17 protein-coding genes are annotated in these 23,021 nt (G+C 62.8%); 9 read left to right on the top strand and 8 right to left on the bottom strand.

The annotated features are described in order from the left end of the window. Positions 1-13: 13 nt before the first annotated feature. The 6 genes from AC1MEK_RS14900 to gcvP all read left to right on the top strand — a co-directional run bounded on the left by AC1MEK_RS14900 (position 14) and on the right by gcvP (position 8,973). Positions 14-1,234, top strand: a complete 1,221-nt coding sequence (locus AC1MEK_RS14900; protein WP_480397056.1) for a 2-octaprenyl-3-methyl-6-methoxy-1,4-benzoquinol hydroxylase — start codon at positions 14-16, stop codon at positions 1,232-1,234. 192 nt (positions 1,235-1,426) lie between these two features. Then, positions 1,427-2,428 (top strand): extracellular solute-binding protein, encoded by a 1,002-nt coding sequence (locus tag AC1MEK_RS14905; RefSeq protein WP_480397057.1) that lies wholly within the window; start codon positions 1,427-1,429, stop codon positions 2,426-2,428. Positions 2,429-2,598: 170 nt separating this feature from the next. Beyond that, on the top strand, positions 2,599-4,215 hold the full coding sequence (locus AC1MEK_RS14910; RefSeq protein WP_480397058.1) for an ABC transporter permease: 1,617 nt from the start codon (positions 2,599-2,601) through the stop codon (positions 4,213-4,215). A 155-nt stretch (positions 4,216-4,370) separates the two neighbouring features. Next, positions 4,371-5,453, top strand: a complete 1,083-nt coding sequence (gene gcvT / locus AC1MEK_RS14915; RefSeq protein WP_480397059.1) for a glycine cleavage system aminomethyltransferase GcvT — start codon at positions 4,371-4,373, stop codon at positions 5,451-5,453. 67 nt (positions 5,454-5,520) lie between these two features. Continuing rightward, the gene (gcvH, locus tag AC1MEK_RS14920; RefSeq protein ID WP_480397060.1) at positions 5,521-5,907 is read left to right on the top strand and encodes a glycine cleavage system protein GcvH; all 387 of its coding nucleotides are present in this window, start codon (positions 5,521-5,523) and stop codon (positions 5,905-5,907) included. Between the two features lie 192 nt (positions 5,908-6,099). Continuing rightward, the gene (gene gcvP, locus AC1MEK_RS14925; protein ID WP_480397061.1) at positions 6,100-8,973 is read left to right on the top strand and encodes an aminomethyl-transferring glycine dehydrogenase; all 2,874 of its coding nucleotides are present in this window, start codon (positions 6,100-6,102) and stop codon (positions 8,971-8,973) included. A 110-nt stretch (positions 8,974-9,083) separates the two neighbouring features. Here gcvP and AC1MEK_RS14930 read toward each other — a convergent pair whose 3' ends face one another. The 5 genes from AC1MEK_RS14930 to AC1MEK_RS14950 all read right to left on the bottom strand — a co-directional run bounded on the left by AC1MEK_RS14930 (position 9,084) and on the right by AC1MEK_RS14950 (position 14,475). Further along, a complete protein-coding gene (locus AC1MEK_RS14930) occupies positions 9,084-9,401 on the bottom strand; it encodes a DUF2388 domain-containing protein (protein WP_274136770.1) in 318 nt (105 codons plus the stop codon). Positions 9,402-9,479: 78 nt separating this feature from the next. Then, a complete protein-coding gene (locus tag AC1MEK_RS14935; RefSeq protein ID WP_480397062.1) occupies positions 9,480-9,926 on the bottom strand; it encodes an NfeD family protein in 447 nt (148 codons plus the stop codon). Positions 9,927-9,929: 3 nt separating this feature from the next. Beyond that, positions 9,930-10,883, bottom strand: coding sequence for an SPFH domain-containing protein (locus AC1MEK_RS14940; protein ID WP_480397063.1), 954 nt, complete (start codon positions 10,881-10,883; stop codon positions 9,930-9,932). A 79-nt stretch (positions 10,884-10,962) separates the two neighbouring features. Beyond that, entirely contained in the window at positions 10,963-12,747 is a 1,785-nt protein-coding gene (tfpB, locus tag AC1MEK_RS14945) for a type IV pilus assembly ATPase TfpB (RefSeq protein WP_480397064.1), read from the bottom strand. A gap of 360 nt (positions 12,748-13,107) precedes the next feature. After that, on the bottom strand, positions 13,108-14,475 hold the full coding sequence (locus AC1MEK_RS14950) for a CYTH domain-containing protein (protein WP_480397065.1): 1,368 nt from the start codon (positions 14,473-14,475) through the stop codon (positions 13,108-13,110). A 159-nt stretch (positions 14,476-14,634) separates the two neighbouring features. On the opposite strand from AC1MEK_RS14950, the gene argE reads away from it, so the two are divergent. Then, on the top strand, positions 14,635-15,786 hold the full coding sequence (argE, locus tag AC1MEK_RS14955) for an acetylornithine deacetylase (protein WP_480397066.1): 1,152 nt from the start codon (positions 14,635-14,637) through the stop codon (positions 15,784-15,786). Positions 15,787-15,908: 122 nt separating this feature from the next. Beyond that, positions 15,909-17,207 (top strand): amino-acid N-acetyltransferase, encoded by a 1,299-nt coding sequence (gene argA, locus AC1MEK_RS14960; protein WP_480397067.1) that lies wholly within the window; start codon positions 15,909-15,911, stop codon positions 17,205-17,207. Positions 17,208-17,374: 167 nt separating this feature from the next. Here argA and gshA read toward each other — a convergent pair whose 3' ends face one another. The 3 genes from gshA to AC1MEK_RS14975 all read right to left on the bottom strand — a co-directional run bounded on the left by gshA (position 17,375) and on the right by AC1MEK_RS14975 (position 21,892). Then, the gene (gene gshA, locus AC1MEK_RS14965) at positions 17,375-18,961 is read right to left on the bottom strand and encodes a glutamate--cysteine ligase (RefSeq protein ID WP_480397068.1); all 1,587 of its coding nucleotides are present in this window, start codon (positions 18,959-18,961) and stop codon (positions 17,375-17,377) included. Positions 18,962-19,187: 226 nt separating this feature from the next. Further along, the gene (locus tag AC1MEK_RS14970; protein WP_480397069.1) at positions 19,188-19,571 is read right to left on the bottom strand and encodes a PaaI family thioesterase; all 384 of its coding nucleotides are present in this window, start codon (positions 19,569-19,571) and stop codon (positions 19,188-19,190) included. Beyond that, positions 19,571-21,892, bottom strand: coding sequence for a Tex family protein (locus AC1MEK_RS14975; RefSeq protein WP_480397070.1), 2,322 nt, complete (start codon positions 21,890-21,892; stop codon positions 19,571-19,573). The genes AC1MEK_RS14970 and AC1MEK_RS14975 overlap by 1 nt, the downstream gene beginning before the upstream one ends. A 282-nt stretch (positions 21,893-22,174) precedes the next feature. On the opposite strand from AC1MEK_RS14975, the gene ompR reads away from it, so the two are divergent. Beyond that, positions 22,175-22,912, top strand: coding sequence for an osmolarity response regulator transcription factor OmpR (ompR, locus tag AC1MEK_RS14980; protein WP_480397071.1), 738 nt, complete (start codon positions 22,175-22,177; stop codon positions 22,910-22,912). Positions 22,913-23,021 lie beyond the last annotated feature (109 nt).

The raw sequence follows: 23,021 nt of genomic DNA on the forward strand, positions 1-23,021 counted from the left end.
AACGATTTAAAGCATGGAAACGCGCGCAGATCTGCTGATTGTCGGGGCTGGAATGGTCGGTAGCGCCCTTGCGCTGGCGCTGCAAAACAGCGGATTGAACATCCTGGTGGTTGACGGCAGCCCGCTGAGCGTCAAGCCGTTCGACGCCACTGCGGCTTTCGAGCCGCGGGTCAGCGCCTTGTCGGCGGCCAGCCAGCGCATTCTCGAACGCCTGAATGTGTGGGACGGTATCGTCTCGCGGCGCGCCAGCCCTTATGGCGAGATGCACGTGTGGGACGGCAGCGGCACCGGCAAGGTGCACTTCTCGGCGTCCAGCGTGCATGCGCAGGTGCTGGGGCATATCGTGGAAAACCGCGTGGTGCAGGATGCCTTGATCGAGCGCCTGCACGATTGCGACATCGGCCTTCTGGCCAACGCGCGGCTGGAACAGATGCGCCGCTCCGGCGATGACTGGCTGCTGACCCTGGCCGATGGCCGCATTTTGCGCGCGCCGTTGGTAGTCGCCGCCGATGGCGCCAACTCGACAGTACGGCGCATGACCGGAACCGCCACCCGCGAATGGGACTACATGCATCACGCCATTGTCACCAGTGTGCGCACGGCGCAGTCCCACCGCAGCACGGCCTGGCAGCGCTTCACCGATGACGGCCCGCTGGCGTTTCTGCCGCTCGAACGCGAGGGCGAGCACTGGTGCTCGATCGTCTGGTCGGTGACGCCGGCCGAATCCGAACGCCTGATGAAGCTCGATGACGAGGCGTTCTGCCGCGAACTGGAGCGCGCTTTCGAAGGCACTTTGGGACAAGTCGTTGCGGCGGACCCGCGATTGTGTGTGCCGTTGCGTCAGCGGCATGCCAAGCGTTATGTGGCCGAAGGGCTGGCGTTGATCGGCGACGCGGCGCACACCATCCACCCGCTGGCCGGGCAGGGCGTGAACCTCGGTTTTCTCGACGCTGCGGTGTTGGCCGAAGTGCTGCACAGCGCGGTGGAGCGGGGCGAGCGGCTGGCCGATGAGAAGGTGCTGAGCCGCTACGAGCGCCGCCGCATGCCGCACAACCTGGCGCTGATGGCGGCGATGGAAGGCTTCGAGCGCCTGTTCCAGGCCGACCCGCTGCCGGTTCGCTGGCTGCGCAACACTGGCTTGAAGCTGGTGGATCAGTCGGCCGAGGCCAAGGCCATGTTCGTGCGCCAGGCGTTGGGGCTGACCGGGGATTTGCCGGAGCTGGCGAAGCTGTAGGAGCGAATTTATTCGCGATACGGTGGTGCATCCGACACATCTCCATCGTCTGACGCATTTTCGCGAATAAATTCGCGCCTACAGAAATCCGCCGTGCATTCGCCGTTGCAACATCTGGTAACGGCTCCGCACGGATTTCGTTGATGAGATTTACTACCATTTCGCCTCATTCCGCAAAGACGAGACCTCAGCATGCAGGCGAGCAAGCGACTTCTGGCTGCCCTGGCATTGGCCGTGCTCGGCAATACCGCACAGGCTGCCGACGAAGTGGTGGTGTATTCCTCCCGTATCGATGAACTGATCAAACCGGTATTCGACGCCTACACCGCCAAGACCGGCGTGAAGGTGAAGTTCATCACCGACAAGGAAGCGCCGCTGATGCAGCGCATCAAGGCAGAAGGGCAGAACGCGACCGCCGACCTGCTGCTGACCGTCGACGCCGGCAACCTCTGGCAGGCCGAACAGATGGGCATCCTGCAGCCGTTCACCTCGCCTGTGATCGACAGCAACATCCCGCCGCAATATCGCTCCTCCACCCACAGCTGGACCGGCCTGAGCCTGCGCGCGCGGACCATCGCCTACTCCACCGACCGGGTCAAACCCGAAGAGCTTTCCACCTACGAAGCGCTGGCTGACAAGCAGTGGGAAGGGCGTCTGTGCCTGCGCACGGCGAAGAAGGTCTACAACCAGTCGCTGACCGCCACGCTGATCGAAACCCACGGCGCCGAAGCCTCGGAGAAGATCCTCAAGGGCTGGGTCAACAATCTGTCCACCGACGTGTTCTCCGATGACATCGCGGTGCTTGAGGCGATCAACGCCGGGCAGTGCGACGTCGGTGTGGTCAACACTTACTACTATGGCCGTCTGCACAAGCAGAACCCGGATCTGGCCGTGCGCCTGTTCTGGCCGAATCAGTCCGATCGCGGCGTGCACGTGAACCTTTCGGGGATCGGCCTGACCAAATATGCGCCGCATCCTGAGGCCGCCAAGGCGTTGGTCGAATGGATGACCGGCCCGGATGCGCAGGCGATCTTCTCCGGCATCAACCAGGAATTCCCGGCCAACCCGAAAGTCGCGCCATCTGAAGAAGTCGCCAGTTGGGGTGCGTTCAAGGCCGATACCATCCCGGTGGAAATCGCCGGTCGCCGTCAGGCTGAAGCGATCAAGATGATGGATCGCGCTGGTTGGAATTAACCGCTCTCCAAACGCCGTTTTTATGTTGTACGCCAACCCTGTAGGAGCGAATTCATTCGCGAATGGCCGGTACATCCGACATCTATTTATCGGATGTACCACCGCATCGCGAATGAATTCGCTCCTACAGAGATCGCCGCTCATCTCTGATATCTCCTGAGATCTATCCCTTGGCCCATCCCGCCCAGCGCCGCTGGTATCCCCTGGTCTTCACCATCGCCGCGCTGGTGCTGCTGCCGCTGAGCGTTCTGCTGTTTTCCTGGCAGAGCATCGATCATGAAATCTGGGGTCACCTGTGGGAAACCCAGATGCCGCGCCTGCTCGGCAACACGCTGACCCTAGTGCTCGGCGTCGGGGTCGGCGTGATGCTGTTGGGCGTCAGCCTCGCCTGGCTCACCGCCCTGTGCGAATTCCCCGGCAGGCGCTGGCTCGACTGGGCCTTGATGCTGCCGTTCGCGATTCCCGCTTATGTGCTGGCGTTCGTCTTCGTCGGCCTGCTGGATTTCGCAGGGCCTGTGCAAAGCCTGATGCGCGAATGGTTCGGCAGCGGCCTGCGCCTGCCCCGCGTACGCTCCACCGGCGGGGTGATCATCGTGCTGGTGCTGGTGTTCTACCCCTACGTCTATCTGCTGGCGCGTACCGCCTTTCTCGCCCAGGGCAAGGGCCTGATGGAGGCGGCGCGGATTCTCGGGCAGTCGCCCTGGCAGGCCTTCTGGCGCGTGGCGCTGCCCATGGCGCGGCCGGCGATCGGCGCTGGCGTGGCGCTGGCGCTGATGGAAACCCTGGCCGACTTCGGCGCGGTGTCGGTGTTCAACTTCGACACCTTCACCACGGCGATCTACAAGACCTGGTACGGTTTCTTCAGCCTGTCGAGCGCGGCCCAGTTGGCGAGCCTGCTGCTGTTGGCGGTGATGCTGGTGCTCTATGGCGAGCAGCGGGCGCGAGGGGCGAGCCGGCCGAGCAATGAACGGCCGCGGGTCAAGGCGCTGTATCACCTGAAGGGCATCAAGGCCGCTGCTGCCAGCGGTTGGTGCGGGCTGGTGTTCGCCTGCGCTTTCGTCGTGCCGCTGCTGCAACTGGTCGTTTGGGTGTGGCAGCGCGGGCGTTTCGATCTGGACGAGCGCTACACCGGCCTGATCATCCACACCCTGTATCTGGGCGGGATCGCGGCGCTGTTCACGGTCAGCGTGGCCATGGTGCTGGTGTTTGCCCGGCGCCTGGCGCCGACCCGTGCCATCCGTTCGGGTGTGAGCCTGGCCAACATCGGCTATGCGTTACCGGGTTCGGTGCTGGCAGTGTCGATCATGCTCGCGTTCAGTTATCTGGACCGTGAACTGGTGGTGCCGCTTTCCGCCTGGCTGGGCGGGGCGGGCAAGCCGCTGTTGCTCGGCAGCCTGGCGGCGCTAGTGCTGGCGTATCTGGTGCGATTCATCGCGGTCGCCTACGGGCCGCTGGAGAGCAGCCTAGCGCGAATTCGCCCGTCATTGCCCGAGGCAGCACGCAGCCTGGGTGTCAGTGGGCCGCGTTTGTTTTTCAAGATTTATCTGCCACTGCTGCTACCGGGAACGCTGAGCGCGGCATTGCTGGTGTTCGTCGACGTGCTCAAGGAAATGCCCGCCACCCTGCTGATGCGCCCGTTTGGCTGGGACACGCTGGCGGTGCGGATTTTTGAAATGACCAGTGAGGGCGAGTGGGCACGTGCCGCGTTGCCGGCACTGACGCTGGTGCTTGTCGGTTTACTACCGGTCATTGGCCTGATCAGACGTTCGGCCAGACCCATCGCCTAGGTGCGGGGTCACAACCTTGCGGCTACAATGCGCCGCAATCGGCGTGGTCTGTCAGACAATTCCGCAAATTAGCAAAGGTTTCATACCCCAAGTCACGGGGGATTTGCCTGGAGTTCGTCGGACCGCGCCTTCGCCAAGCCCGGAAGGAGAAACCCATGGGACAGCGTACGCCCCTCTTCGACCTGCACCTCGCCCTCGGCGCGAAGCTGGTCGATTTTGGTGGTTGGGATATGCCGTTGCACTACGGCTCGCAGGTCGAAGAGCACCATCAGGTGCGCCGCGACTGCGGGATTTTCGACGTGTCGCACATGCATGTCATCGACGTGTCAGGCAGTGACGCCAAGCGTTGGTTGCAGCACCTGCTAGCCAATGATGTCGGCAGATTGCAGGGCGTCGGCCGTGCACTCTACAGCGCGATGCTCGACACTAACGGCGGCATCGTCGACGACATGATCGTCTACCAGACCGATGACGGTTATCGGCTGGTGGTCAACGCCGCCACCGGTGCCAAGGACATGGCCTGGATGAACGCTCATCTGGCCGGCTTCGACGCGCACCTGACCCACCGCTCCGAACTCGCAATGCTCGCCATCCAGGGCCCGCATGCCCGGCAGAAAATCGCCGAGCTGGTCACCCAGGCCCGCGCCGAACTGATTCACACCCTCAAGCCGTTCGAAGGCCAACAGCAAGGCGACTGGTTCATTGCGCGTACCGGTTATACCGGCGAGGACGGCCTGGAAATCATCCTGCCCGCCGAGCAGGCCTGCAGTTTCTTCAACGACATGGTCGGCGCTGGCATCTCGCCCATCGGCCTGGGCGCGCGCGATACGCTGCGTCTGGAGGCCGGTATGAACCTTTATGGTCAGGAAATCGACGAGCAGGTTTCACCGCTCATCTCCAACATGGCCTGGACCGTGGCGTGGACGCCGGAAGATCGCGACTTCATTGGCCGCCAGGCGTTGGAAGCCGAGAAGGCGAAGGGCGTGGAGTTCAGGCTTGTAGGACTTGTCCTAGAAGAGCGTGGCGTTCTGCGTGCCCATCAGGTCGTCCGAATAGCGGAAGTTGGCGAAGGAGAGATCACCAGTGGTAGTTTCTCTCCTACGCTAAGCAAGTCGATTGCGCTGGCGCGCGTTCCGATGACCACGGGCGACCGGGCCGAAGTGGAAATTCGCGGCAAGTGGTACCCGGTGCGGGTGGTCCAGCCGACGTTCGTGCGCCATGGCAAAGCCTTGATCTGACCCCATTTTTAAAGCCATCCCTGGCGGGTTTTTCCGCTGACCTGATGATGTAGAGAGGATAAAAAATATGAGCAATGTTCCCGCCGACCTGCGTTTTGCCGAAAGCCACGAATGGGCGCGCCTGGAAGCTGATGGCACCGTGACTGTGGGTATCAGCGACCACGCTCAGGAAGCGCTGGGCGATGTGGTGTTCGTCGAGCTGCCGGAAGTCGGCAAGGTCTTCGCTGCAACTGACGCCGCTGGCGTGGTCGAGTCTGTGAAGGCCGCTTCCGACATCTACTCGCCGATCGCCGGTGAAGTCATTGCGGTCAACGAAGACCTGTCGGATTCGCCAGAGTCGCTCAACGAACAACCGTACGAGTCTTGGATCTTCAAACTCAAGCCAAGCAACGCTCAGGCTGATCTGGCCAAGCTGCTGGACGCCGCTGCCTACAAGGCCTCCATCGGCGAGTAATGATTTGTGGGAGCCGGCTTGCTGGCGAATGCGTCAGGTCAGACACCCCATGGGTGAATGACACACCGTATTCGCCAGCAAGCCGGCTCCCACAGACCTCACCAAGGTTTTCTCCACACAACCGCCAATCCCTTTCTAGACTCTAAAGCTCTGCCCGTCGCAGCTTCAGTCGTCCAAAAGAGAGAGGCCGTCATGTCTACGTCGCCATCCCTTGGCCAGTTACACGACCCCAACAGCTTTCTGCGCCGCCACCTCGGCCCCGATGCCACCGAGCAGCAAGCGATGCTCGACGCCCTGGGCGTTGCCAGCCGCACCGAACTGATCGAACAGACCGTTCCGCCTGCCATCCGCTTCAATCGCGCTCTGGATTTACCGCCTGCACTGAGCGAACAGGCCGCCCTGGCCAAGCTCCGTGCTCACGCCGAACACAACCAGATCTGGACCAGCCTGATCGGCATGGGCTACCACGGCACCGTCACGCCGAATGTCATTTTGCGCAACGTGCTGGAAAATCCCGGCTGGTACACCGCCTACACGCCTTACCAGCCTGAAATCGCCCAGGGCCGGCTCGAAGCGCTGCTCAATTTCCAGCAGATGACCATCGACCTCACCGGCCTTGCGATGGCCAACGCCTCTTTGCTCGATGAAGCGACTGCCGCCGCCGAGGCCATGGCGCTGGCCAAACGTATCGCCAAATCGAAGAGCAACAGCTTTTTCGTCGACGAGAGTTGCCACCCGCAGACGCTGTCGGTTGTGCAAACCCGCGCCGAAGGCTTTGGCTTTGAGCTGGTCGTCGACGCTGTGAATAACCTCGCCAACCATCAGGTGTTCGGCGCGTTGCTGCAGTATCCTGACACCCACGGCGAGATTCGCGACCTGCGCCCGCTGATTGAACAGTTGCACGCGCAGCAGGCGCTGGCCTGCGTGGCGGCGGATCTGTTGAGCCTGCTCTTGCTGACGCCGCCCGGAGAAATGGGCGCCGATGTGGTGTTCGGCTCGTCCCAGCGCTTTGGCGTGCCGATGGGCTACGGCGGCCCGCACGCGGCGTACTTTGCCTGCCGTGAAGAGTTCAAGCGGGCGATTCCGGGGCGGATCATCGGCGTCTCCAAGGATGCGCGCGGCAATGTCGCGCTGCGCATGGCCCTGCAGACCCGCGAGCAGCACATCCGCCGCGAGAAGGCCAATTCCAACATCTGCACCGCGCAGGTGCTGCTGGCCAATATCGCCAGTTGTTACGCGGTGTACCACGGGCCTGAAGGCCTCAAGCGCATCGCCCAGCGGGTGCACCGGCTGACGGCTATTCTCGCCGCAGGGCTTGACCGCAAAGGAGTGAAGCGGCTGAACCAGCACTTCTTCGACACCCTGACGCTGGATGTCGGCGGCGCGCAGACGGCGATTCTGGAGAGCGCCAGCGCGGCGCATTTCAACCTGCGGATTCTGGGCGATGGCCGGCTGGGCGTGAGCCTGGATGAAAGCTGCGACGAGCATACGGTCGACAAGCTGCTGGATATCTTCTGTGGCGCCGATCATGGGCTGAACGTCGCCGATCTGGACGCGGAGTCTGTGGCCGAAGGCATCCCGGCCAGCCTCGCACGCACGTCGCCATACCTCGCGCATCCGGTGTTCAACGCCCATCACAGCGAAACCGAGATGCTGCGCTACCTCAAACAGCTGGAAAACAAGGACCTGGCGCTCAACCAATCGATGATTCCGCTGGGCTCCTGCACCATGAAACTCAACGCGACCAGCGAAATGATCCCCATCACCTGGCCCGAATTCGCCAATCTGCATCCGTTCGCGCCGGTGGAACAGGCGACCGGCTACAAGGCGATGATCGATGAGCTGGAGTCCTGGCTGTGCGCGATCACCGGTTTCGATGCGATCTGCATGCAGCCCAACTCCGGCGCTCAGGGCGAGTACGCGGGGCTGCTGGCGATCCACAAGTACCACGAGAGCCGCAAACAGGGGCAGCGCGACATCTGCCTGATTCCCTCGTCGGCCCACGGCACCAACCCGGCGTCGGCGCAGATGGCGGGCATGCAGGTGGTGATTGTCGAGTGCGACGACAACGGCAACGTCGACCTGGAGGATCTGAAAGCCAAGGCCCAGGCGGCTGGCGAGCATCTGTCCTGCCTGATGGCGACCTATCCCTCGACCCATGGCGTTTACGAGGAAGGCATTCGGGACATCTGTGAAGTTATCCACCAGTACGGCGGGCAGGTGTACATGGATGGCGCCAACCTCAACGCGCAGGTCGGGCTGGCGCGGCCTGCGGACATCGGCGCTGATGTCTCGCACATGAACCTGCACAAGACATTCTGCATTCCCCACGGCGGAGGCGGGCCGGGCATGGGGCCGATCGGCGTGAAGGCGCATCTGGCGCCGTTCGTGGCCAACCATCCGGTGATCTCGCTGGAGGGGCCGAATGCGCAGAACACGGCGGTCAGCGCCGCACCTTGGGGAAGTGCGAGCATCTTGCCGATCAGCTGGATGTACATCGCCATGATGGGCCCGCAATTGGCCGATGCCAGCGAGGTGGCGATTCTTTCAGCGAACTACCTGGCGCAGCAGCTTACCGGCGCCTTTCCGGTGCTCTACACCGGCCGCAATGATCGCGTGGCCCACGAGTGCATCATCGACCTGCGGCCGATCAAGGCCGATACCGGCATCAGCGAGGAAGACGTCGCCAAGCGCCTGATGGATTACGGCTTTCACGCGCCGACCATGTCGTTTCCGGTGCCCGGCACGCTGATGATCGAGCCCACCGAGAGCGAATCCAAGGCCGAACTGGATCGCTTCATCGAGGCGATGCTGAGCATTCGCGCCGAAATCACCCAGGTGCAGAAGGGCGTCTGGCCTGCCGAAGACAACCCGCTCAAGCGTGCGCCGCATACGCTGGAGGACGTAGTGAATGCGTGGGATAGGCCCTACTCAATCGCCGAAGCGGTCACGCCAACGGCCCACACCCGCCAGCACAAGTACTGGCCGGCGGTGAACCGGGTCGACAATGTTTATGGCGACCGCAACCTGTTCTGCGCCTGCGTGCCGGTGGATGATTACAGGTGAGTCTCGGATCTATCACCATCACGTAGCAGCACGGCTTGCCGGCGGGAGCGTTCTTGAGATCGCTCCCGCCGGCAAGCCGTGCTGCTACGAAGATCGCCGTTTACAGGAAGTTACTCTTCAGCCACCAGATTCTTCGCCAGAATCGCGTTGGCCAGGTCCATGTCCGAGGCGTTCAGGCCTGGATTGTCCTTGCGTACCTGATCCAGCGCTGCTTCCAGGTAAGGGCCGCGAATCGCGCCGTCGCTGGCGACGAAGCTGCCGGCGTCATCCTGGGCCGCGACGATCAGCTTGTGATGGCGGAAGGTGAGGTACGTCGAGCCTGTGGTGGCACCGGACGAGATGATGTCGCGCAGGAAGCCGTCAGCCATTGCGGAACCGACTGGCAGGGAGAGCAGAGCTAACGTGGCTACAGCAAGTTTGAGACGCATGACGGGTTACTCCGACTTTGGTTGTTCTGAAATGATTTGATACGTCCAAGCCGGAGGTAGTTCCGTCACTGCCAGTCGTTATGCCGCCTCTACCTGAAGAATCGCGCCCTCCTGCGCGACCACTCTGACCTGATTGCCCACCGGCGTGTCAGGACCCGCCACCATCCACACACCGTCGCCCACCTTGATCTTGCCGCGACCGCCGATAATCGCGTCGTGCACGACGAATGTGCGCCCGATCAGCTCCGAACCGCGCATGTTCAACCCCGGCTGGTCGGATTTGCGCACCGCACTGCGCTGGCGTCGCCACCAGTACAGCGCGGTTGCCACGGAAAACACCGCGAACAGCAGGAACTGCACTTCCCAGCTCATGGCCGGAATGATGTAAGTGAGAATGCCGACGCCCGCGGCGGCCACACCGATCCACAGCAGGTAACCGCCTGCGCCGAACACTTCGAGGATCAACAGGACCGTGCCCAGCCCCAGCCAGTCCCAGAACGACAGGTTTTGCAGGTAGTCCCACATGGCTCAGACTCGCTTGCCGGTGTCGGGCCTGCTCTTGTCGAGATTGCCCTTGTCGAAGGTGGCCTTGACGATTTCACTGATGCCGCCCACCGCGCCGATCATCTGGCTGGCCTCCAGCGGCATCAGGATGACCTTGCTGTTGTTGGCGGCCGACAGCCTGCCCAAGGCATCGATGTATTTCTGCGCGACGAAGTAGTTGATCGCCTGCACGTCACCGGCGGCGATGGCTTCGGACACCACTTGGGTGGCGCGGGCCTCGGCCTCTGCCTGACGCTCGCGGGCTTCGGATTCCAGGAATGCAGCCTGGCGTTCGCCTTCTGCTTCCAGAATCTGCGCCTGTTTCTTGCCCTCGGCGGTCAGGATCGCCGAGGCGCGCAGCCCCTCTGCTTCAAGGATTTGCGCGCGCTTGATCCGCTCGGCTTTCATCTGGCCGCTCATCGCTGCCATCAGGTCGGCGGGCGGGCTGATGTCCTTGATCTCGATCCGGGTGATCTTGATGCCCCACGGCGCTGTGGCTTCGTCGACGATGCGCAGCAGACGTTCGTTGATTGCGTCACGCTGGCTGAGCATGGCGTCCAGCTCCATGGAGCCAAGCACGGTACGGATGTTGGTTTGCAGCAGGTTGCGAATCGCGTGCTGTAGGTTGTTCACCTCGTACGCGGCCTGGGCGCAGTTGACCACCTGATAGAAGCAGACGGCGTCGATCTGCACCGTGGCGTTGTCGGAGGTGATGACTTCCTGCGGCGGGATGTCGAGCACGGTCTCCATCATGTTGACCTTGTGCCCGATGCGGTCCATCACCGGCACGATGATGTTCAGGCCCGGTTTGAGGGTGTTGGTGTAGCGACCGAAGCGCTCGACGGTCCATTGGTAGCCCTGGGGTACGACCTTGAAACCCATGAACACAATGGCGATGGCCAAGGCGACGAACAGTAAAACCACACTACCGATTTGCATAACGTATCCCTGTTGAACAATGGTTGAGGAGCCATACAGATTCTAGCCGTTGTGCATGCGATAAACACCGGCGCGATTTTCAGCGCTGCTCGCTCTGCGGCGTCACGCGCAGCACTTCCTCCAGGGTGGTCATCCCGGCGGAAACCTTTTGCGCGCCGGACAGACGCAGGCTGCGCATGCCGTCCTTGAAGGCCTGGCGGCGCAGGGCGGTGAGGTCCAGATCGGCGGTGATCAGCGATTTGACCGAATCGGACATCAGCATGATCTCGTACACCCCCGCGCGCCCGCGGTAGCCGGTGTCGCGGCACTCCGCACAGCCCACCGCGCGATGGGCGCCGCTGGGGACGGGCGCCTGCCAGGGCCGGGTCAGGGTTTGCCAGTCTGTCTCGTCGAGCTCCATCGGCGCCTTGCAGTGCGGGCACAGCGTCCGCACCAGGCGCTGGGCCATGACGCCAAGGATGGTCGCCTTGAGCAGGTAATGCGGCACGCCCAGTTCCAGCAGGCGGCTGATGGCGCTGGGGGCGTCGTTGGTGTGCAGGGTCGACAGCACCAGGTGGCCGGTGAGTGCGGCCTGAATCGCCATTTCGGCGGTCTCCAGGTCGCGAATCTCGCCGATCATGATGATGTCCGGGTCCTGGCGCATCAGCGCGCGTACGCCGCTGGCGAAGGTCAGGTCGATGTTGTGCTGGACCTGCATCTGGTTGAACGCCGGCTCGACCATCTCGATCGGGTCTTCGATGGTGCACAGGTTGACCTCCGACGTCGCCAGCTTCTTGAGTGTGGTGTAGAGCGTGGTGGTCTTGCCCGAGCCGGTCGGTCCGGTCACCAGGATGATGCCGTTGGGCTGGCAGGTCATGCCTTCCCAGCGGCGCAGGTCGTCGCTGGAGAAACCCAACTGGTCGAAGTCCTTGAGCAGCACCTCGGGGTCGAAGATCCGCATCACCATCTTTTCGCCGAACGCCGTCGGCAGGGTCGACAGGCGCAATTCCACCTCGCCGCCATCGGGCGTCTTGGTCTTGACCCGGCCATCCTGGGGTTTGCGCTTTTCGGCGACGTTCATCCGGCCCAGGCTTTTCAAACGGCTGGTGACGGCCATCGTCACCTGGGGCGGGAACTGATAAACGTTGTGCAGCACACCGTCGATGCGGAAACGCACCGTACCTGCCTCACGACGAGGCTCGATGTGGATGTCGCTGGCGCGCTGCTGGTAGGCGTACTGGAACAGCCAGTCGACGATATTGACGATGTGCGCGTCGTTGGCGTCGGGCTCCTGATCGCTGGCGCCGAGCTTGAGCAGCTGCTCGAAGTTGCCGACGCCGCTGATCTTCTGGTCGGTGGCGGTGGCGCCGCTGACCGATTTGGCCAGCCGGTAGAACTCGACCGCCAGCCTCTGCACATCGACCGGATTGGCCACGACGCGCTTGATCGGCATCTTCAGCACATGCATCAGGTCCGCCTCCCAGGCCTGCACATAGGGCTGGGCGCTGGCGATGGTCACGGCCTCGCGATCCACCGCCACGGCGAGGATCTTGTGGCGCTGGGCAAAGGCGTAGGACATCAGCGGCGTGACGGCCGCGACGTTGATCTTCAGCGGGTCGATGCGCATGTACGGCTGCCCGGCCTGTTCGGCCAGCCAGGCGGTGAGGGTTTCCAGATCGAGCTTCTTGCCGGGACGGCGCAGGTTGTCGAACTGCTGCGCGGCGATGAATTCCAGCGGATGGGTTTGCAGGTTTTGCGCAGTGCGGCGCAGGGTCAATGCGTATTCGGCATTGTCCTGGTCGAGGTAGCCCTGGGCGACGAGGTCGCGCAGGAGGTCATTCAGATCCAGCCAGCGGTCCTGGGAAGAGGGGGCAAGGACGGACATGCGGGCTCCTTTGGACGAGACGGCTTACTTCGTTGGTAAGCAAGAGTAGTCCCAAGCGTGCCAGTTGTTGCGTCCTGCAGGTAGTGAAGCGTTGCCAATATTTTCAGCGTACTCAACCGACCGCCAGTGAGACGGGCCCCGATAGGACGGGGAAATTCGCCATCGGTTCAAAAACATCTGCGCCCATCCACCGACCCGTAGCAGTCCGGCTTGCCGGCGAGGCGATTTTGGAAACGCTATCGCTCTGTAGGAGCGAATTCATTCGCGAAAGATGTATCAGGCGACAGAGATGAATCGCCTGATACACCGCTTCGCGAATGAATTCGCTCCTACAGTTCGTTCAGCATCGAACCTTGGGCGTCAGATCTTGAGCAGCGTCTTCCACGCCTTGCTCTGCAGCACGGTCATGGTCTGTTGCACGCGGGCATTGAGGATTTCATCGGTGATGTCCAGCTGCGCCAATTGATCGAGCTTGTTCAGCTCGCCATACAGACGATCCAGCTCCGGCAGTTCCAGGGTCTGGCGGGCGCGGTGCAGCCAGACCTGAATGCGCTCGATGCGTGGCACCTGCTCGGCCAGGTCCTCAGGCTGCTGCTGGTAGCGCGCCAGGTTCAGCGAGGTGGCTTCGTCGCCCAGGAAGCGCGGCAGCCAGCTGCTGAGCATCGCGTTGCCCTGGCGGTTGCCACGGCCGGTACGCTCGGCGGTCCAGCTGCGCTCCATCAGCCAGCGCGAAGTGGTCAGCGAGAACAGGCCCCAACGGGTGTCTTCCAGCTCTTCGATGAACTGCTCATGGGCAGCGGCGCGCACGTCCGGGTCTTCCTGGCCGGCCTGGACCAGCGTGCGCCAGTCTTCCAGCAGCGCGTCCAGCGCCGCACGCAGGTCGTGTGTCGACGGACGCGGAGCCGCCTGACCCAGGCTGGCGGTCAGGGCGCGCAGTTCGGCGAGCACCTGAACCCATTCCTGCAGCAGGTTCCAGTGGCCGTTGAAGCGGTACTGCTCGGCCAGACGCTGGCTGCTGCCGAGCAGGAACCAGGCCAGTGCGCTGTAGGCATCGTCCACGGAAGTTTCCGCGTGCAGCTCAGGCGCCGGCAGCTTGATCGAGTAGCTGCTGGCGTCGAACAGGCGGTAGCCGCGCTCGGCCTTGCTGATGTCGCAAGGCATCAACGGCAGCTTCTCGGCCAGCTCGGCGGCCAGCTCCAGCAGTGCGGCGGGTTCGCCTTCGCGCAATTCCAGCTCCAGCTCGCAGATTTCTTCCTTTTGTTTGCCGACGATCACGTTGCCCAGGTCCAGCGCCGCCTCGATCACTACCTTGGATTTGCCACGGCCCCAAGCGATCTCGGCTTTTTCGCGGACGAAATCGGTGGTGAACAGCGGCTTGATGGTTTTCTTGTCCAGCTCGGCCAGTTGTTCGGGCCAGCATTCGCCGTCGAGCTTTTTCAGGTCCAGCTTGGCCTTGGCCAGGTCCCAGTTGTATTCGTTGCGCTCGGACAGGCCGGCAACGCTCTGGCCGCGGGTCTTGAGGGTCTGGATGATCGCATCGCCATCCTTGCGCAGACGCAGGGCGACCTTGGCCTGGGCCAGTTCGCGCTCGGGGGTGTCGAAGTACTGGTTGAACAGCTCCAGACGCTCCCAGCCGCTTTTGTTGCGCTTTTTCAGCAGCGGATGCTCGCGCAAGGCGGCAAGGGTTTCGCGGCTGACGCGGAGTTTGATTTCGGTTTCTTTTTGCATGGCCGGGAATCCAGGAGCTCTATCGCTGATATCAGATGACGCAGCCGGAATCGACACAGCTGCGTGGGTCGTGCAGTGTACAGGACATCACCCGTGACAGTTTATTCTTGCCGTCCAATCACCCTATGATGGTCTGGAATCCGCACCGAGGAGCCGTCCATGCCATTGCCGTCCATGAAAGAGCAGTTCGCGGCCCTGATCGCCGCGCCGTCGGTGAGCTGCACGCAGCCTGCGCTGGATCAGTCCAACCGGGCGGTCATCGATCTGCTCGCCACCTGGCTGGGCGATCTGGGCTTTGCCTGTGATATCCAGCAAGTGAGCCCCGGCAAGTTCAACCTGCTGGCGATCTACGGCACGGGCCCTGGCGGGTTGGTGTTGTCCGGGCACAGCGACACCGTTCCCTATGACGACGCGTTGTGGAAGACCGATCCGCTGAAACTGACGGAAGTCGACGGCAACTGGGTAGGACTTGGCAGCTGTGACATGAAGGGTTTCTTCGCGCTGGCGATCGAAGCCCTGCAGCCCTTGCTCGACAAGCCCTTCAAGCAGCCGTTGATCATTCTTGCGACCTGCGACGAAGAAAGCTCCATGTCCGGCGCCAAGGCCCTGGCCGCAGCCGGCGGTGTGCTGGGCCGCGCGGCGGTGATCGGCGAGCCTACGGGGCTCAAGCCAATTCGCCTGCACAAGGGCGTGATGATGGAGCGCATCGAAATCCTCGGCCGAAGTGGCCATTCGTCGGATCCGAGTCTGGGCCACAGCGCCCTTGAGGCGATGTACGACGCCATCGGCGCGCTCAAAGGCTTGCGCCAGCAATGGCAGACCCAGTTCAACAATCCGCAGTTCAGCGTGCCGCAGCCGACCCTGAACTTCGGCTGCATCCATGGCGGCGACAACCCCAACCGCATCTGCGGGCAATGTTCGCTGGAGTTCGATCTACGGCCTTTGCCGGGTATGGACCCGGAAATGCTGCGCGCCGCCATCCGCCAGAAGCTGCAGCCGCTGGCCGAGCAGCATCAGGTCAGGATCGATTACGCGCCGTTGTTCGCGGAAGTCTCGCCATTCGAGCAGAGCGCCGATGCGGAACTGGTGCGCGTGGCCGAGCGTCTGACAGGGCATAGCGCAGAAGCGGTGGCATTTGGTACCGAAGCGCCTTATCTTCAGCGCCTTGGCTGCGAAACCATTGTGCTGGGCCCCGGCGACATCGCCTGCGCGCACCAGCCGGGCGAATATCTCGAAATGTCACGTTTGCAGCCTACAGTGCGTCTATTGCGTCAGTTGATCGAACATTACTGCCTGGCTCCTTCTCAGTGAGTCAGCGTCAACCCCGAACCAGAAGGAGAGTACGCGTGTTGCGACGCCTGTTCCGACGATAAAGCTCATGCCGTTGTGAGTGTTTTCACCCTTCGTCCATTTTTCTACAGGCCCTTTCGGATATGCCCGATTACGTCAATTGGCTGCGCCACGCGTCTCCCTACATCAATGCCCACCGCGATTGCACCTTTATCGTCCTGCTGCCGGGCGACGGTGTAGAACACCCCAACTTCGGCAATATCGTCCACGACCTGGTGCTGCTGCACAGCCTGGGCGTGCGTCTGGTGCTGGTTCACGGCTCCCGCCCGCAAATCGAAAGCCGCCTGGAAGCACGCGGCATCACCCCGCATTTTCACCGCGACCTGCGGGTGACCGATGCCCAGACCCTGGAGTGCGTGATCGACGCGGTCGGCGCGCTGCGCATTGCCATCGAAGCGCGGCTGTCGATGGACATGGCCGCCTCGCCGATGCAGGGCTCGCGCCTGCGCGTAACCAGCGGCAACTTCGTCACCGCGCGGCCGATCGGCGTGCTGGAAGGCGTCGACTATCAGCACACCGGCGAAGTGCGGCGGATCGACCGCAAGGGTATCAATCGCCTGCTCGACGAGCGTTCCATCGTGCTGCTGTCGCCTTTGGGCTATTCGCCCACCGGCGAGATTTTCAACCTCGCCTGCGAAGACGTCGCCACCCGCGCGGCGGTCGATCTGGGGGCGGAAAAACTGCTGCTGTTCGGCGCCGAATCGGGGCTGATGGACGAACAGGGCCGGCTGGTGCGCGAACTGCGTCCGCAACAGGTGCCGGCGCATCTGCAGCGCTTGGGCAACAACTATCAGGCCGAATTGCTGGATGCCGCGGCTCAGGCCTGCCGTGGCGGCGTGGCGCGCAGTCATATCGTCAGTTACGTCGAGGACGGCGCGCTGCTGTCCGAGCTGTTCACCCGGGCTGGCGGCGGCACGCTGGTGGCCCAGGAGCAGTTCGAGCTGGTGCGCGAGGCGACGATTGCCGATGTGGGCGGGCTGATCGACCTGATCACGCCGCTGGAAGAGCAGGGCATTCTGGTGCGCCGCTCCCGCGAAGTGCTGGAGCGCGAAATCGAGCAGTTCAGCGTGGTCGAGCGCGAAGGCTTGATCATCGCCTGCGCGGCGCTGTACCCGATTGCCGATTCGGAGGCCGGGGAGCTGGCGTGCCTGGCGGTGAACCCGGAATACCGCCATGGCGGGCGTGGCGACGAGTTGCTTGAGCGCATCGAAGACCGCGCCCGGGCGCAGGGCCTCAAGACCCTGTTCGTCCTCACCACCCGCACCGCGCACTGGTTCCGCGAGCGCGGCTTCGAGCCGAGCAGCGTCGATCGCCTGCCCAGCGCCAGGGCGTCGCTGTACAACTACCAGCGCAATTCGAAGATTTTCGAGAAAGCGATTTAAGCGAAGCTCGTCAGGTGCCGAGCAGGGGCTGGCGAGCATATAAGGTTGGTAAGGCTCCCGTGGGAGTGAGCTTGCTCACGAAATGGCTGATGCATCCCCTACTGATGTAGCGTTTGGATGCTGGCCTTCGTGAGCAAGCTCACTCCCACAGTTTCTGGTGGCACCGATCAGTTACTGATCGCCAGAATGCTCGCCTGATAGGCTCCGACAAAGGTGTCGAAGTCTACCGGCTCTTCGCTCTGTTCCATCTCCGACTGCTGCGCCAGCGACTCGCGGGCGCGGGTTTCGAAGTCGGTCTGATCTTCGACGCCGAGCGGCTGGCTGCGGAAATGCTCGGCGTGGGCCTGGGCCTGGCGCAGGGAGAAGGCCGTGAAGCTCTCCTTGTGCTCGGTCATGGCGGCCAGCACCTGCGCCGACGGGGTCAGCGACGAGTCCGCGACCTTGGCGCGCTGGGCGGCCAGGGATTTGGCGTGCTCGTCGATGCCCTGGCTCTGGTCCAGCAGCGCGATGATCGGCTCGATCTTGTCCAGCAGCTCACCGGCCCATTCCTTCAGGTCGATGGTCGAGGTGTTGCGGCTCAACTGCAGGCCCGGGCGACGGCCTTCCTTGACCACGGTCAGGAAGTTGCTGCTGGCGTTGCCGCATTCGCAGTCGGCCAGTTGCGGGCTTTCCTGCAGGGCGCAGAACAGGATGAAGGCGTCGATGAAACGCGACTGCTGAAGGTCGATACCCACCGGCAGGAACGGGTTGATGTCCAGGCAGCGCACTTCGACGTACTGCACGCCGCGTGCCATCAGCGCCTGAATCGGACGTTCGCCCGAGTAGGTGACGCGTTTCGGGCGGATGGTCGAGTAGTACTCGTTCTCGATCTGCAGCACGTTGGTGTTGAGCTGAATCCACTCACCGTCCTTGTGCGTGCCGATCTCGACGTACGGCGCGTAGGGCGTTGCCACCGCCTTGCGCAGGCTGTCGGTGTAGGTCAGCAGGTCGTTGTAGCACGGCGTGAGATCGGCCTGAGCGTTGCTCTGATAACCCAGGTCGCTCATGCGCAGGCTGGTGGCGTACGGCAGATACAGCGTATCGGCGTCGAACTGCTCCAACTGGTGCGAGCGGCCGCGCAGGAAGCTGGCGTCCAGCGCCGGCGAGGCGCCGAACAAGTACATCAAGAGCCAGCTGTAACGGCGGAAGTTGCGGATCAGGCCGATGTAGCTCTCGGACTGGAAGTCGCGATCGCTGCCCGCGCCACCTTCGTTCTGGCGCAGCAACGGCCAGATGGCCTCGGGCAACGAGAAGTTGTAGTGAATGCCGGCAATGCATTGCATCGTCTTGCCGTAGCGCAGCGCCAGGCCCTGGCGGTACACGTACTTGAGCTTGCCGATATTGGAGGTGCCGTAATACGCGATCGGGATGTCTTCCTCGGCCGGCAGCGGGCACGGCATCGACGGGCTCCAGATGTACTCGCTGCCCAGCTTGCTGTAGGCGAAGCGATGGATTTTCTCGAGGCTTGCGAGCGTATCGGCAGGATTGGCCAGGGCCGGGGTGATGAACTCCAGCAGCGATTCGGAGTAATCGGTGGTGATCTGCTCGTTGGTCAGGGCAGAGCCCAGCGCTTCAGGGTGCGGCGTCTGGGCCAGGCGACCTTCGCTCGTCACGCGCAGGCATTCACGCTCGATACCATGCAAGCACTTCTCCAGGAGGGAGAGGTTGGACTGCTCGCCAAGCAGGGCCAGGCGGCGGTTGAGAAGTTCGCTCAAGTTGGAATTCCTTCACGCGTCAGTCGGCCCTATATGGGGGCGATATGGCGGTCTACAAGGGTGAAGAAAGGAACTGGCGTTTTCGCCTCGTTTTTGGCCCGAACGCCGATGCCCGTCGCTGAATCTTCCTGCGGGGCTGCCTTGCAGGAACGGTCAGAAAATTTCGGCACTGGCTGTCCAGTGCACAGACTCAGTGCCGAAATTAACTCATATCCCTATCCGACAGCTAGACGATCGCGAACGTGCCTTGTGCTTTAGCGACCAGCTTGTCGGCCTGGCGCACTTCGGCTTCGACGACCAGCGTGCGCCGGCCTGCGTGAATGACGGTGCCGATGCAGGTGACTTCACCGTCCGGCACGCCGCGCATGTAGTTGATCTTGCACTCGACGGTCACGCTCTGCTTGTCGAAGCCATGGGTGCTGGAACAGGCCAGCCCCATGGCGATATCGACCAGGCTGAACAGCGCGCCACCGTGCATCACGTTGCCGCGATTGCGCAGGTGCGGTTCCAGCGCCAGCGTCACCTCGGCGACACCGTCGCCCAGGCGCACCAGCTTGCAGCCCAGCGTCTTGAAGTAGGCGCTTTCGGTCAGGCCTTCAGGAATGTCCATCAGCGCTTCTTCAATTGTTTGGCGTTGGCGAACAGCGAAGCCATGGCGTTGTTGGCCGGGGCTGCGCTGGTGGTTTCCTTGCGCGGGGCGCTGCTCTGCTGACGCGGCGCAGAACCCGGACGCGGGCCACGGGCGCCATCGATCTTCTCGCCCGGGGTGTCGCTCATGCGCATCGACAGGCCGACGCGTTTGCGCGGGATGTCGACTTCCATGACCTTGACCTTGACCACGTCACCGGCTTTCACCGCTTCGCGCGGATCCTTGATGAACTTCTCCGAAAGCGCAGAGATATGCACCAGACCGTCCTGATGCACGCCGATGTCGACGAAGGCGCCGAAGTTGGTGACGTTGGTCACCACGCCTTCGAGGATCATGCCCAGTTGCAGGTCCTTGAGGTCCTCGACGCCTTCCTGGAACTCGGCGGTCTTGAATTCAGGACGCGGGTCGCGGCCCGGTTTTTCCAGCTCTTGCAGAATGTCGGTGACGGTCGGCAGGCCGAAGGTTTCGTCGGTGAATTTCTTCGGGTCCAGGCGCTTGAGGAAGCTGGCGTCGCCGATCAGCGAGCGAATGTCGCGGTCGGTTTCGGCGGCGATGCGCTGCACCAGCGGATACGCTTCCGGGTGCACCGCAGAAGAATCCAGCGGATTGTCGCCGTTCATGACCCGCAGGAAGCCTGCAGCCTGTTCGAAGGTTTTCTCGCCCAGACGCGGGACTTTCTTCAGCGCGGCGCGGGTCTTGAAGGCGCCGTTCTCGTCGCGGTGGGTGACGATGTTCTGCGCCAGTGTGGTGTTCAGGCCGGAGATGCGCGCCAGCAGGGCCACCGAGGCGGTGTTCACGTCCACGCCCACGGCGTTCACACAGTCCTCGACCACGGCGTCCAGGCCGCGGGCCAGCTTGAGCTGGGACACGTCGTGCTGGTACTGGCCGACGCCAATGGATTTCGGGTCGATCTTCACCAGCTCCGCCAACGGATCCTGCAGGCGGCGGGCGATGGATACGGCACCACGGATCGATACGTCCAGGTCCGGGAACTCCTTGGCCGCCAGTTCCGACGCCGAGTAAACCGATGCACCGGCTTCGGAGACCATGATCTTGGTCATCTTCAGGCCTGGGTATTTTTTGATCAGTTCGGCAGCCAGCTTGTCGGTCTCGCGGCTGGCGGTGCCGTTGCCGATGGCGATCAGGTCAACCGAGTGCTTGGCGCACAGCGCAGCGAGCACGGCGATGGTCTGGTCCCACTGGTTTTTCGGCACGTGCGGGTAAACGGTGGCGTGATCCAGCAGTTTGCCGGTGGCATCCACCACGGCCACCTTGCAGCCTGTGCGCAGGCCCGGGTCCAGGCCGAGGGTGGCGCGCGGGCCGGCGGGGGCGGCCAGCAGCAGGTCGTGCAGGTTGTGAGCGAAGACGTTGATCGCTTCGGTCTCGGCGCCGTCGCGCAGCTCGCCCAACAGATCGGTTTCAAGGTGCGAATACAGTTTGACCTTCCAGGTCCAGCGCACCACTTCGGCCAGCCATTTGTCGGCAGGACGGTTCTGGTGTTGCAGGCCGAAACGCTCGCTGATCATCATTTCGCAAGGGTGCAGGGTGCCGGGCAGCTCCTCGCCGACCTTCAGCGCCGAGCTCAGCACGCCTTCGTTACGGCCACGGAAAATCGCCAGGGCGCGGTGCGACGGCATGCTCTTGAGCGGTTCGTCGTGTTCGAAGTAGTCGCGGAACTTGGCGCCTTCCTCTTCCTTGCCCGCCACCACGCGGGCACTGATCACCGCTTCCTGCTTGAGGAAGGTGCGCAGTTTTTCCAGCAGGGTCGCGTCTTCGGCGAAGCGCTCCATCAGGATGTATTTGGCGCCCTCGAGCACGGCCTTGGTGTCGGCGAAGCCTTTTTCGGCATCGACGAAGCGCGCGGCTTCGGCTTCCGGCGCCAGGCTCGGGTCGTTGAACAGGCCATCGGCCAGCTCGCCCAGGCCGGCTTCCAGGGCGATCTGGCCCTTGGTGCGGCGCTTCTGCTTGTACGGCAGGTACAGGTCTTCGAGGCGGGTCTTGGTGTCGGCCAGCTTGATGTCGCGGGCCAGTGCAGGAGTCAGCTTGCCTTGCTCTTCGATGCTGGCAAGGATCGCCACGCGGCGGTCTTCGAGTTCACGCAGATAGCGCAGGCGCTCTTCCAGATGACGCAGTTGCGTGTCATCGAGGCTGCCAGTCACTTCTTTACGGTAGCGCGCGATGAAGGGCACGGTAGAGCCTTCATCCAGTAGGGCGACGGCCGCTTCGACCTGTTGCGGGCGGACACCGAGTTCCTCGGCGATGCGGCTGTTGATACTGTCCATAAAACCACCTGGCAAATGTATGTGCAAAAAATCCAGCTGCTGGCGAACCGCCTTGAGCGGGTGTTGCCTGACCTTGAGGGCGGCGCATTATACCCAGTGAGCCCGGATATGGGGACCGGCCCGTCAGTTGGCCTAAAGTAGGCAATATGACGCCAGCACAGTTGTGCGCAAAGCAGCGATACAGAGCATCGGTGTCGGCTCAGGAAAAATCTGCTAACAATGCACACGGTGCGCATAACAGCAGCTACGCCATAATGCGCGCCGAGATCAAAGGAGCATCCAATGAGCAGCACTGCACAAACGGCTGAAGGCGAGAAAATCCTCATCGTCGATGATGACCCGGGCCTGAGCAGCCTGTTAGAACGCTTTTTCACCAGCAAGGGCTATCGCGCCCGTGCTGTGGCCAACGTGGAGCAAATGGACCGACTGCTGGCTCGCGAAGTCTTCCACCTCGTGGTTCTGGACCTGATGCTGCCCGGCGAGGACGGCCTCTCGGCCTGCCGCCGCCTGCGCGCCTCCAACAACCAGATCCCCATCATCATGCTCACCGCCAAGGGCGACGAGCTGAGCCGCATCAAGGGCCTGGAGCTGGGCGCCGACGATTACCTGGCCAAGCCGTTCAACCCCGATGAGCTGATGGCCCGCGTCAAGGCGGTGCTGCGTCGCCAGTCGGCGCCTGTTCCCGGCGCGCCGGCCAGCGAAGACGAAACCGTCACCTTCGGGGATTACGAGCTGTCCCTGGCCACCCGCGAACTCAAGCGCGGTGACGAAGTGCACATGCTGACCACCGGCGAATTCGCGGTGCTCAAGGCGCTGGTCATGCACGCCCGCGAGCCGCTGACCCGGGACAAGCTGATGAACCTGGCCCGTGGCCGTGAATGGGATGCGCTGGAGCGTTCCATCGACGTGCAGATTTCCCGTCTGCGCCGCCTGATCGAAGTGGACGCTGCCAAGCCGCGCTATATCCAGACCGTCTGGGGTGTGGGTTATGTGTTCGTGCCGGACGGCGCCAGCAAGTAGGTTCGAGCTGACAGATGCTTCATCGGGTGCATCCAGCGCCCGACAACGCCAACCAGTCACCCTGACGTTTCTCGCAAGAAGCGCCGGAGTGGCTGGTTTTGTCGTCCTT

It is taken from the genome of Pseudomonas sp. 2, assembly GCF_056627435.1.